Annotated in this window: 10 protein-coding genes; 7 read left to right on the top strand and 3 right to left on the bottom strand. The window is 68.9% G+C overall.

Translation table 11 applies throughout. The features are described from left to right. Positions 1-47: 47 nt before the first annotated feature. The 3 genes from FHX37_RS09515 to FHX37_RS09505 all read left to right on the top strand — a co-directional run bounded on the left by FHX37_RS09515 (position 48) and on the right by FHX37_RS09505 (position 3,585). Complete coding sequence (locus FHX37_RS09515; RefSeq protein ID WP_141923584.1) at positions 48-1,043, top strand: C40 family peptidase; 996 nt, start codon at positions 48-50, stop codon at positions 1,041-1,043. 340 nt (positions 1,044-1,383) lie between these two features. Further along, the gene (locus FHX37_RS09510; RefSeq protein ID WP_141923583.1) at positions 1,384-2,388 is read left to right on the top strand and encodes a C40 family peptidase; all 1,005 of its coding nucleotides are present in this window, start codon (positions 1,384-1,386) and stop codon (positions 2,386-2,388) included. Between the two features lie 57 nt (positions 2,389-2,445). Continuing rightward, positions 2,446-3,585, top strand: coding sequence for a glycosyltransferase family 4 protein (locus FHX37_RS09505; protein WP_141923582.1), 1,140 nt, complete (start codon positions 2,446-2,448; stop codon positions 3,583-3,585). Between the two features lie 60 nt (positions 3,586-3,645). Here the strand turns inward: FHX37_RS09505 and FHX37_RS09500 are convergent, their stop codons facing one another. Next, positions 3,646-5,442 (bottom strand): AMP-dependent synthetase/ligase, encoded by a 1,797-nt coding sequence (locus FHX37_RS09500; protein WP_141923581.1) that lies wholly within the window; start codon positions 5,440-5,442, stop codon positions 3,646-3,648. 213 nt (positions 5,443-5,655) lie between these two features. Between FHX37_RS09500 and FHX37_RS09495 the strand changes: the two genes are divergently transcribed. Next, positions 5,656-6,057, top strand: a complete 402-nt coding sequence (locus tag FHX37_RS09495; RefSeq protein ID WP_141923580.1) for a hypothetical protein — start codon at positions 5,656-5,658, stop codon at positions 6,055-6,057. Between the two features lie 91 nt (positions 6,058-6,148). Here FHX37_RS09495 and FHX37_RS09490 read toward each other — a convergent pair whose 3' ends face one another. Continuing rightward, positions 6,149-6,970: a lysophospholipid acyltransferase family protein gene (locus FHX37_RS09490; protein ID WP_141925152.1), complete on the bottom strand. Its 822-nt coding sequence runs from the start codon at positions 6,968-6,970 to the stop codon at positions 6,149-6,151. A gap of 863 nt (positions 6,971-7,833) precedes the next feature. Here FHX37_RS09490 and FHX37_RS09485 point away from each other — a divergent pair. Both FHX37_RS09485 and macS read left to right on the top strand, forming a co-directional pair. Next, the gene (locus tag FHX37_RS09485) at positions 7,834-8,694 is read left to right on the top strand and encodes a hypothetical protein (RefSeq protein ID WP_141923579.1); all 861 of its coding nucleotides are present in this window, start codon (positions 7,834-7,836) and stop codon (positions 8,692-8,694) included. Between the two features lie 153 nt (positions 8,695-8,847). Then, positions 8,848-9,996 carry a MacS family sensor histidine kinase gene (macS, locus tag FHX37_RS09480; protein WP_141923578.1) on the top strand — a complete coding sequence of 383 codons (1,149 nt, stop codon included), beginning with the start codon at positions 8,848-8,850 and terminating at the stop codon, positions 9,994-9,996. Positions 9,997-10,064: 68 nt separating this feature from the next. On the opposite strand, the gene FHX37_RS09475 is transcribed toward macS, so the two are convergent. Then, positions 10,065-10,667 (bottom strand): molybdopterin-dependent oxidoreductase, encoded by a 603-nt coding sequence (locus FHX37_RS09475; RefSeq protein WP_141923577.1) that lies wholly within the window; start codon positions 10,665-10,667, stop codon positions 10,065-10,067. Between the two features lie 306 nt (positions 10,668-10,973). Between FHX37_RS09475 and aroF the strand changes: the two genes are divergently transcribed. Beyond that, positions 10,974-12,014, top strand: a complete 1,041-nt coding sequence (gene aroF / locus FHX37_RS09470; RefSeq protein ID WP_141923576.1) for a 3-deoxy-7-phosphoheptulonate synthase — start codon at positions 10,974-10,976, stop codon at positions 12,012-12,014. Positions 12,015-12,120: the final 106 nt, after the last annotated feature.

Here is a 12,120-nt window from a genome sequence, read left to right as displayed (position 1 = left end):
TCCCGTCTGCGCATGTGGATTCTTAACCAGAAGGAGCGTGTACCGCCATGGCGAGTAGTGGTGGTCGGCGTACGGCGCACCGGTTCGCCGCCGGCATCGGAGCCGTTGCGGCCGGCAGTCTGATCGTGCCGTCCGGAGTCGCCCACGCCGATCCGGACCCCTCCCAGGAGGAGGTCGAGGACCGGATCGACGAGCTCAACGACGAGGCGGGACGTCTCGTCGACGAGTACAACCAGGCGAAAGAGGACTACGACGCGGCGAAGAAGAAGGCCGACGAACTCGAGGACGACGTCGGCGACGAGCAGGACCGCTACGAGGAACTGCAGGACAAGGTAGCCGAGTTCGCCAGCGCCGCTTACAAGTCCACTGAGCTCGATGCGACGAGCACAGTGCTCTCGGTGGAGGAACCGGACGACCTTCTCGACCAGTCGGCCGACCTCGGGTACCTCTCGGAGAGCCAGAAGAAGGAGCTCGACGACTTCAGCGAGTCCTCGGAACGGCTGTTCAAACTCAAGGAGGAAGCGGACAGCGCCCTGGAGGACGCCAAGGACAAGAAAGAGGAGATCGAGGACAAGAAGGACGAGGTCGAGGACAAGATCGACGAGCAGGAGTCCCTGCTCGAGGAGTTCCCCGACGCCGACCCGGCCGGTGAGGGCGACACCGAGGGGGGCAGCTACGAGGGGAGCGCCTCCGGTGACGCGCGCACCGCCCTCGACTTCGCCTACGCCCAGATCGGTAAGCCCTACGTGTACGGCGGTGCCGGACCGGACGGTTACGACTGCTCCGGCCTGACCATGCGCGCGTGGGAGGCCGCCGGGGTCGACCTGCCGCGGACGACCTACACGCAGGCCGAGGTCGGTAACCGTGTCTCCCGTGGCCAGCTGCAACCGGGCGACCTGGTCTTCTTCGACGGGTTGGGCCACATGGGCATGTACGCCGGAAACGACCAGATGGTGCACGCTCCGCGTACGGGCAAGAACGTCCAGGTGGTCTCCATGGCGGGTCACTGGGACAGTAAGTTCCAGTTCGGGGTCCGTCCGTAGAACCCCCGATCCCGCGGGTCTTCCTGCCGCCTGGACACCGCGTGTTCGGGCAGCAGTGTTATTTCCGGATATTCCGTAGATTAAGGTAAAAAGTAACGAAATAGTTGAGAGGGGAGCGCACGATACAGTAGGGTTCCCCGCCGAGCGGCGCCGTCGTTCTCGCCGTCACCAGGACGGCACGGCCCGTTCCCGCCGAACTCCGCACATGTCCCCGCAACCCCCTGGTGCGGAGGCCGGGCCCCTGAGCACAACCCCTGACCACGTGTCGCCAGAGAGGCCCCCTCGACACCGGTTGCGCGTACCGGCAGGCGGACCATTGGGAGAAAGGTGTGCCACCACCATGGACGACCACCATGAACGTGGCTCGTATCGTCGTCACCTCGCGGCCGTCGGTTTCGTCGCGGTTGGTGCCCTGCTGATGTCCACGGGCACCGCCCAGGCGGACCCGTCGCTCGACGAGGTCAAGGACGAGGTCGAGCAGCTTGAGGAGGATTACGCCAGCCTGGCCGACGAGTACAACCAGGCCAAGGAAGAGCATGACGCCGCCCAGGAGAAACTCGAGGACATCGAGTCCAAGCAGGAGGACGCCCAGGAAGAGCTGGACACGATGCAGGAGGACGTGCGGACCCTGGCCAACGCCGCCTACAGCGGCGTGGACTACACGTCGCCGGCCTACCTGATCAGCTCGGACGGCCCCCAGGACGCGCTGGAGCAGGCATCCGACCTCGGCTACCTCTCCGAGAACCAGCAGGAGAACCTGCGGAGCTACCTGGAGAGGAAGGAAGAGCTCGACGACCTCAAGTCCGAAGCGGAGGAGACCGAGGAAGAGGCGAAGGAGAAGCTCGACGAGGCCGAGTCCGCCAAGGAGGACGCCGAGGAGAAGCTCGAGGAGAAGGAGGACCTGCTCGACGAGCTGACCGCCGAACAGCAGGAAGAGGTCGGCGGCGGGTCCGGTAACTCCTCGTCCGCCTCCTACACCGGCTCGGCCTCCGGCGACGCTGGAGCGGCACTGGACTTCGCCTACGCCCAGATCGGGGACAGCTACCAACTGGGCGCCAACGGCCCCGACGTGTGGGACTGCTCCAGCCTGACCCAGCACGCCTGGAAGCAGGCCGGAGTGAACCTGCCCCGCACCACCTACGACCAGATCAACGCTGGGCAGAGCGTCTCCTGGAGCGAGAAGCAGCCCGGTGACCTCCTCTTCTTCTACGACGGTCCCTCGCACGTGGGGATCTACGCCGGGGACGGCAAGATGGTGCACGCCTCCAACCCGGAGAAGCCCGTCCAGGAGGTCCAGCTGGACGGCTACTACGAGCGGAACCAGACCGGCGTCGTACGCCCCTGACACCCGACGCGCGGGGCCGAGCACACCGGAGCGCCAACCGGTCCTAGACTCGGCCCCGTGCCGTCCACACTGATCGTCACCAACGACTTCCCACCCCGAACCGGCGGAATCCAGGAGTTCGTGCACGAACTCGCACTGCGCCGACCGCCCGGCTCGGTGGTGGTCTACTGCTCCACTCCCACCTCCGCCACACGGGGCGACCCGCGGGTGCACGACACGGGTGAGCCGTTCCCCGTGATCCGGGAGAACACATCCGTGCTGCTCCCCACCCCCCGTGTTCTGCGCCGCGCGCAGCGCATCGCCTCGCTGGAAGGCTGCGATTCGGTGCTGTTCGGCGCTGCGGCGCCCCTCGGCCTGTTGGCCGGCGGGCTGCGCCGGTCGGGGGTGGAGCGCGTCGTCGCGCTCACACACGGACACGAAGCCGGATGGTCGCTCCTGCCCGGAGCCCGGCAGGCGCTGCGCCGTATCGCCGACGAGTGCGACACCGTGACCTACCTGGGCGAGTACACCCGCAGGAGGCTGGCCCGCGCCGTCTCCCCGGACGCCGCCGCGCGGATGCGCCAGCTCGCGCCGGGCGTGGACACCGACCGGTTCCACCCCCGGTCGGGGGGAGAACGGATCCGCCAGCGGCACGGACTCACCGGTCGGCGCGTCGCCGTGTGTATCTCCCGGCTGGTGGCCCGCAAGGGCCAGGACACTCTCATCCGGGCGTGGCCCCGGGTGCGCGCGGAGATCCCCGACGCTGCCCTGCTCATCGTGGGAGACGGCCCCTACCGCGCGCGGCTGCGCTCACTGGCGCGGGAACTGGGGGTGCAGGACTGCGTCCACTTCGCGGGAACCGCGAGCCACCAGGAACTCCCCGCCTACTACGCCGCGGGTGACGTGTTCGCCATGCCGTGCCGTAGCCGCAACGGCGGGCTGGATATCGAGGGTCTGGGCATGGTGTACCTGGAGGCGTCGGCGAGCGGGCTTCCCGTGGTCGCCGGTAACTCCGGCGGCGCTCCGGACGCTGTCCTCGACGGCGAGACCGGCAGGGTCGTGGACGGGGACCGGCCGGGCCCCACAGCGCGCGCGCTGGTCCGGCTGCTGGGCGATCCCGAAACCGCCGACGGGATGGGAGAGCGCGGCCGGGCGTGGGTCGAACGAGAGTGGAGCTGGGAGGCGACAGCCCGGCGCTTGGCGGACCTGCTCGACTGAGGAGTTGTCGGGGCCCCACCCCCGCCCCGCCGTCCGGTCGACGGCGGGGCGGGTAGGCGGCTAGGCGTACATCGCCTCGATCTCGTCGCTGTACTGCTTGGCCACCACGTGGCGCTTCACCTTCAGTGAGGCGGTCATCTCGCCGCCCTCCTCCGAGAAGTCCCGGGGGAGGATCGTGAACTTGCGCACCGACTCGGCGCGGGAGACCGCCGCGTTGGCGTCGTCGATGGCTTCCTGGACAGTGGCGAGGAGGTCGGGGTCGTTGACCATGTCCGGGATGTCACCGGTCTTGCCGTGCTTCTGGCGCCAGAACTCGTAGGCCTCCGGGTCGATCGTCACCAGGGCGGAGACGAAGTTGCGGCCGTCGCCGAGCACCATGCACTGGCTGACGATCGCGTGGCCGCATATCCGGTCCTCCAGTACCGCCGGGGGGATGTTCTTCCCGCCTGCGGTGACGATCATCTCCTTCTTCCGGCCGGTGATGCTGAGGTAGCCGTCCTCGTCCAGGGACCCGAGATCACCGGTCCGGTAGAAGCCGTCCTCGTCGAAGGCCTCCTTGGTGGCCTTCTCGTTGTTCCAGTACCCGCGCATCACGTGGTCGCCCTTGCACAGCACCTCGCCGTCGTCGGCGATCCGGACGGTCACACCGGGGAAGGGAGCGCCGACCGTGCCGATCTTGTTCTCCTGCGGCGAGTTGACGGCGGTGGGGGCGGAGGTCTCCGTGAGGCCGTAGCCCTCGATGATGGTCAGTCCCACACCGCGGAAGAAGTGGCCGAGGCGGTCGCCCAGGGCCGAGCCGCCGGACACGGCGTGGCTGGCCTGTCCTCCGACCGCGGAGAGGATCTTCCCGTAGACGAGTTTGGCGAAGACCGCGTGCTTGACACGCAGCCCGAGTGGGACCCGGCCGGAGCTCATCGCCCGGCTGTAGGCGACCGCGGTGTCGGCCGCGGCCTTGAATATCTTCCCTCGCCCCTCTGAGACGGCCTTCTGCTCGGCTTTGTTGTACACCTTCTCGAAGACGCGGGGGACGGCGAGCAGGAAGGTGGGTTTGTACACCGCGAGCGTGTCGATGAGTTCGGGGCCGGTGGTCGGGAAGTGGCCGAGCACCGTGCGGGACTCGATACAACCGATCTGGATGATGCGGGCGAACGAGTGCGCCAGGGGGAGGAACAGCAGGGTGGACCTGCCCTGGACGCTGAAGAGCTCCTCCAGCGGTCCGTACATCGTTGTGTTGTAGATGGTGAACAACAGGTTGCGGTGTGTGAGCTCGCACCCCTTGGGGCGGCCGGTCGTTCCCGAGGTGTAGATGAGGGTGGCGAGGTCGTTCACGTCTCCGGCCGTGCGCCGCTCCCGCAGGGTGGAGTCCTCAACCTCGGAACCGGACTCGTTGAACTCCCGCAGTCCTGCGCCTTCGATCTCCCATATGTGGCCCAGCTCCGGGAGGCTCTCCCACACCGAACGCACGCGTTCCGCGTGCTCCGGTTTCTCGACGAACACGGCCCTGCTCCCGGAGTCGCTGAGGATCCATTCGATCTGGTCCGCGGACGAGGACTCGTAGATGGGGACGGTGACCGCGCCGGCCGACCAGATCGCGTAATCGATGACGGTCCATTCGTAGCGGGTCCGCGACATCAGGCCGACCCGGTCGCCGTGTTCGATACCGAGCGCGATCAGGGCTTTGGCCGTGCGTGCCACGTCGTCGCCGAACTCCCGCCACGTCACGTCGTGCCACTGGCCGGACTCCTGGCGCCGGAGCGCGACAGAGTCGGGTTCCTCAACCACGCGTGCGAAGACGGTGTCCGGCAGATGCGCGTCGGAGGATATCTCGGCTCTCACGGGGCGGCTGTACTCGCGCACGATGTTCGCTCCTGGGTATGAGGTGTAGACGAGGGGACGTGATGACGCTAACAACTTTCCTTACTCGCGGGTAGGATACCGAGCGGTTCGGTATGAGATGGTGACCGGTGGTTGACACGCGGGAGGGCCGCGGCCGGTACCGATATCCTCGTTCCCAGGGCGGCGGGCGCCGCGTCCAGCACTGTCCAGCCGAGGCGACGGGAGATCAGGACCATGGTAGACGAGGATCGCCAGACCGACGGGTCGCAGGACATCATCGACGACGCGCTGCACCTGGCGGAGGCACTGCAACGCAAGCTGGTCGTCGCGGGAATGCGCCGTTCCCCCTCCAGCCCGGCGACCAGAGCCGAGAGCAGCGGGGACGTGTGGGAGGAGGCCGTCAGACGCGAGCAGCCCGAGCAGCAGGAGCGGCCGCTGGAGCAGCTCGCCGGAATCGCGCGCACCGCGGGACCCGAGGTCGCGACCCACCTCTTCCGGGCGGGAAGCACGTTGTTCACAGCGCTGAACCAGGGATGGGGGGTGCTGGAGCGGACCCTGGAAGAGCAACGGAACCAGCGCTCGGCCTCCCCGGCCTCCGGAGAGGACCCGCCCCGGGAAGGCGGCCGGTCCCACTAGGCCCTGTTCGCCGGACGCTGTTCGCCGCGAGCGGCACCGGGCGTGCCCGCGCGGGAGGACAAGCGCCAGCCGGACAGAGCCCAGCGCCGTCTCACTCGGCGGTGCCCGACCCGGAGCCGTCGCGTTTCCGTTCGGCGCGGGCCCGTCGCTTCCTGGCGCGCCGGCTCGCCTTCCGCTCGCTACGCCGCTGAGCACGCTTCTCGCTGGTGTGCTCCTTCCTCTCCTCCCTCGCGGCGGCGGTGCGTTCGCTCTTGACCGACTGGGCGTAGCGGTCCACGTACTCCTGGCCGGACAGCTCCATCAGGGCGTACATGAGCTCGTCCGTTACCGCCCGCAGGATCTTCGGGTCCTTCTCCATTCCGTAATACCGGGAGAAGTCCAGCGGTTTCCCGAACACGACCTTGGGACGCACCCCCAGTTTGGGAACGGTGCGCCCGGGGGGCATGATCTTGTCGACGTTGATCATGGCCATCGGGATGACCGGTGCCTGCGACTCCAGGATCATCCGGGCGACGCCGGTCTTCCCCCGGTACAGTTTCCCGTCGGGGGAGCGGGTGCCCTCGGGATAGATCCCGAGTAGCTTGCCCTGGTTGAGGACCCGCAGCGCGGTGCGCAACGCGGCCTCGCTGGCCTTGCCGCCGGAGCGGTCGATGGGGAGCTGGCCGACCCCGGTGAAGAACAGGCGCGTGAACAGCCCCTTGACGCCCTTGCCCGTGAAGTAGTCCGACTTGGCCAGGAACGTGATCTTGCGGGGCAGGGGGAGCGGCCCGAAGAAGTGGTCGGAGAACGACAGGTGGTTACTGACCAGAATCGCCGGCCCCTGACGGGGGACGTTCTCCACTCCTTCCGCGCGCGGTTGCCACAGGACCGCGAGCACTGGCCCGAGGATTGCTTTGACCACCCAGTAGAACACCCGGCTTGCCTCCCCGTATCCACGAACAATCCTTGCCATCTTCGCATCGCATGGCAACGACCACCAAGTTCGGCGGGAAACCGCGGGTACGAGGCTGGCCGAGCCTCACGGCACAACGCGCGGTCCCGCACGTGTCCCGCCAGCAACCGGGAGGGAAACCGCGCGGCGGGCTTCCCCCGTGCACGTTGGGGAACGTACCGAGGAGGCAACGGCGACAGCGGCGTCGCGGTGCTCCGGCTGCGGAGCGCGGCGCGCGACCGGAAACCGGAAAATGTGGCGTCAGTCACCAGAGTCCGCTGCGCTCCGTCGCGAGCCGCACGACCATGTGGTGCCGCATCCGGCAGCACGTATCCTCACCAACAGGAGCGGCCAGTGCCGACAGTGGCCGTTCGCGGGCACACACAGCATTACGGCGACGACGACAGTGGGTAGCGGGAACACCCGCACCGGACTCCAGCGTTCGTCGGACAAACGGTCCGGTTGCGCCGTGACCACCAACCACCGCGAAGGGAGGCGGCATCGATGGTTCCGGTACGCGCCCAGCCTCCCGGCGGGCCGGGAGGCGCACCCCCTCGTGCCTCGGGCGCGCCCGGGGGCGTGAGTACCGCTGCCCCGCCACCCCCGTGGCGCTCCGCGCCCGGAGACACTCCCCGCTCCGGCGGTATCCGTGGTGCGGCCTCCCGAGCTCCGGTGGGTGCGGTGCCACCGCTCCCGCTGCCGGGACCCGCCAGCCAGCGGACCGCGTACCGGACCAGTAACCGCCGTATCCACCTACGTCAGAGCGTCGCCGGCCACGCCTACACCACCCGAAAGGAGGAGGGCGTTTCCTCTGCCTGAGGTGGAGCGGCACGCCCGAAAAGCTGATGACGGATCGTCGGGAGAACGGCCTGCCCGCGGACGCCTACACTCCACTCATCACACTTCCGCCATCCCGCGCCGACGCCATGCTCGACGCGCTGCGCCGCACTGGTATAGCCGCCTACGCGGTTCCGATCGACGTCGAGCAACCGTCGAACCGCGAGACGGACCCGGCGCAGGGGCATCCGGAGTGCGACCGTCTCTACGTCGACGCCCGGGAACAGGCGGAAGCCGAGCGGGTGCTGCACGCGGAGCTTCCCGACCTGGCCGGTACCGCGGACGGGACGTCGGTGGCCGCGGACAGGGCGGAGGGAGACGGGACCGCCACCACGGATACGCACCCTTCCGGCGGGGAGGAGTCCGGATCCGAGGAGAGCGACCCCGACGACGCCGTGTGGGCCGAGCTCGTGGCGCGGTTCTACGAGAGTGACGTCGCGGCCCACGATGCGGTCTGGCCGGACGCGGAGAACATATCCGCCTCCGGGGAGGAATCTCCGGTGGCAACGGACGAGGAGGACACGACGCCCGGGGGCGCCGACGCGGCCAGTGACACCACGTCGCGGGACACGCCCGACAGCGTTCGTGCGGAACGTGCTGCGGACGACAGCGGCGGCAGCGACGACCACTTCGTCCCGCCCCCGCCCCCGCCCTTCCCGAGAGGGGACGCCACCAGCAGGCTGGCATGGGCGGGGCTCCTCGGCGGGCCTCTGCTCCTACTCGGCTCGATGCTGCTCGGGCAGCGGCTCCCGGGCTGGCTGGCGTTCTGCTCCGTCGCCGCCTTCATCGCCGGGTTCGTGGTGCTGGTGGTCCGGATGGGTGACGGGCCGTCCGGGGACAACGGGCCGGACGACGGTGCCGTGGTGTAGCACGGGCCGCTGGCGTCGGGCACCGGAGAAGGCCGGCGGCGACGGTGTCGCCCACAGTGGGGCGCCGGCTGCGGTGCCAGCGGTACGGTTTCTCCCGGAACCGTGGACGCAGCAGAGACACGGAGCACCCTGCCGGCGAGGACACTGATTCCCATGGGCTTCCATGTTCCGTTGTGGCGCGGCATAGCTGTCTTCCGCGCGGCTTCGCTGCTGTACGCGGGCGCCCTCCTCGCGCAGAACCACGAGCTGCTTGCCCGTCCCTGGCTGGCGTGGACGGTGCTGGTCGTCATGGCCGGGTGGACCGCTCTCTCCAGCCACGTGTACGTGCGCCGCAGGTACACGGGGTGGGAGGTCCTGGCTACCGACCTCACGGTCGCGTTCGGGTGCCTGGGGGCGACCGCGTTCGCCGTCGAACCGAGCTACGTGCGGATGGCGCCCCCGCTCACCGCCACATGGTTCGCCGGAGCGGCTCTGGCCACCGCCGTGATCTGCGGGCGCCGCGGGGCGCTGGCCGTGGCGCTGGGGTACGGCGTTGTGGACGTCGCGCTGCGCGTGTCGTTGGGCACGGGGATGACCAGCGCCACGGTACGTGGTGTTGTGCTGCTCATCCTCGCCGGTTACGCCGTGGGCTACATGGCGCACTACATGTCCCAGGCGGAGCGAAAGTTCGCCCAGGCCGTCGAGATGGAGGCCAGGACAGCCGAACGCGAGCGTCTGGCCCGTTCCATACACGACTCCGTGCTGCAGGTGTTGGCGATGGTGCAGCGTCGCGGTCTCGAGATCGGAGGGGAGACGGCGGAACTGGGGCGTATGGCAGGCCAGCAGGAGGAGAAGCTGCGCAGCCTGGTCGGTATGCAGGAGCGGGAGCCTCCCACAGCCGAGGCCCCCGCTACCCCCGCCGCACGCTCGGAGCCGGAGGAAGAGGACCTGCGCTCCCTCCTGCGCGCGCACGCCTCCACCAGCGTCACGGTGTCGGCACCCGCCACGGGGGTACCGCTGCCACCGTCCCGCGCCCGGGAGGTCGACGCTGCCGTGCAGGCTGCGCTGGACAACGTCCGACGGCACTGCCCACCGGAAACCGGCGTGTGGATCCTCGCCGAGGACGAGGGGGACCGGGTGACGGTGACAGTCCGGGACGAGGGCCCCGGAACGTCCGAGGCGCGTCTGGAGGAGGCCGCAGCGCACGGGCGCCTCGGTGTCGCCCAGTCGATCCGCGGTCGCGTCCGCGACCTCGGCGGGTGGACCACGGTGACGACAGCACCCCAGGAGGGGACCGAGATCGAGATGTGCGTCCCGCGCTGACCCGGCAGCAGGGCGCCGGTCGCACCTTCCCGGAACACGCGGCCACGACTCCGGTAGCCCCGCGGTGGCTATGCCAGCGGCGGGCCCTGCCCGGGCTCCTCCTGGTAGAAGTAACGCTGCTCTGCCCACGGGTCGGCGATGTTGTGGTATCCGCGCTGTTCCCAGAAACCGCGACGGTCGGCGGTCAGGTACTCGATGGCGCGCACCCATTTCACGCTCTTCCAGCCGTACAGGTGCGGAACGACCAGCCGTACCGGATACCCGTTCTCGGGCGGCAGGCGTTCCCCGTCCCGGTGGGTGGCCAGCACGACGTTCTCGGCGAGGAAGTCGTCGATGCGCAGGTTCGCGCTGAAACCGAACTCGGCCCAGACCATGACGTGGGTCACCGAACCGTCGGGAGGAGCCAGCTCCGTCAGGTGCGCGGCGGGTGCCCCCCACCAGCGGATCCCCGGGATCGTGAATCTGGTAACGCAGTGGAAGTCGGACACGACCTCCGTACGCGGCAGTGCGTCGAACTCCGGCCAGGACCACCGGAACTCGCCGAGCGAGGCAGTGATGCCGTATACCCGGAAATCCCACTGCTGCGGGCGGAAACGGGGGACCGGACCGTAGTGCAGAACCGGCCGCTCGCGTGGCACATACTGCCCTGGTGGCAGTCGATGATCCGACAATCGAGCTCCTTCACGAACCGTCACCGCCATACTGCCAGGGACGGGAAGGCGGAACATGCATACCCCGGGTGTGCGCAGCGGTAGTCCGGGTGCGTTACAGTCGGAACCATGCAGCGTAACTTTTGGCGTTTTTATGGCTACCGGCCCAGGGAGAGGGCGGTCGCCCGCCAAGCGCTGCGCTGAAACGGACGATCTTTCCTGCCCCCGGGCCACATGGCCCGGGGGCTTTTTTTGTCCCAGAAACGTGTCCCACACCCGCGGCCCCGAACCGCGGGAAAGCTCCCGAACGCCGAAGGAACCGTGCAGATGGTCATCGTTATGGCGCCGGACGCCACCCCGGAAAACATCGACAGTCTTGTCGAACTCGTCGCCTCGGCTGGAGGCGAGGCCTACGTCACCCGCGGAGTCAGCCGCACCATCGTTGGCCTCGTGGGGGACGTCCGGCAGTTCGAGACCCTCGACCTGCGGGCCATGCCGGGAGTCAGTGACGTACTCCGTATCTCCGCCCCCTACAAGCTGGTGAGCCGGGAGAACCACGAGAGCCGCACCGTGGTGCGGGTCGGCGGCGTCCCCATCGGCGGAGACAACATGACACTGATCGCCGGCCCGTGCGCAGTGGAGACCCCGGAACAGACCCTGGCCGCGGCGCAGATGGCCAAAGCCGCCGGAGCCTCGGTACTGCGCGGCGGTGCCTACAAACCCCGGACGTCCCCCTACGCGTTCCAGGGGCTGGGGGAGTCCGGTTGCAAGATCCTGGCCGACGTGCGTGCGGAAACCGGCCTGCCGATCGTCACCGAGGTCGTGGACGCGGCCGACGTTGACCTGGTCGCTGGTTACGCGGACATGCTGCAGATCGGCACGCGGAACATGCAGAACTTCGCCCTGCTGCAGGCGGCCGGGGAAGCCGGCGTCCCGGTGCTGCTCAAACGCGGCATGAACGCCACCATCGAGGAGTGGCTGATGGCCGCCGAGTACATCGCCCAGCGCGGGAACCTCGACATCGTGCTGTGCGAACGGGGGATACGTACCTTCGAGAAGGCGACCCGCAACACGCTGGACATCAGCGCGGTTCCCGTCGCCCAGGGCCTGTCCCACCTGCCGGTGATCGCTGACCCCTCCCACTCGGGAGGGAAGCGCGAGCTGGTGCTCCCGCTCTCGCGTGCCGCCGTCGCCGCCGGCGCCGACGGCGTCATCGTCGACGTCCACCCGGCCCCCGAAACCGCCCTGTGCGACGGCCCGCAGGCTCTCAGCGGGTCCGACATCACCGAACTGGCCGAGATGGCAACCAACCTCCCCGCTATGGTGGGGCGCTCGCTGACACCCGCGCCGGAGCGTGTCGGTGTGTAGGTGCCTCCCGGACACCTCTCGGACATCTCCCGGACGCCGCCCGGGGCGCGGAGTTCCTGAGCGCCGGTAACGGTCCGGGGCTTCCGAGCTCGGGCGGCCGGGCGTA

Origin of the sequence: Haloactinospora alba (assembly GCF_006717075.1) — a bacterium.
GTDB lineage: Bacteria > Actinomycetota > Actinomycetes > Streptosporangiales > Streptosporangiaceae > Haloactinospora > Haloactinospora alba.
The sequence above is the reverse complement of the archived record's forward strand: the minus strand, read 5'-3'. Positions and strand labels throughout refer to the sequence as shown.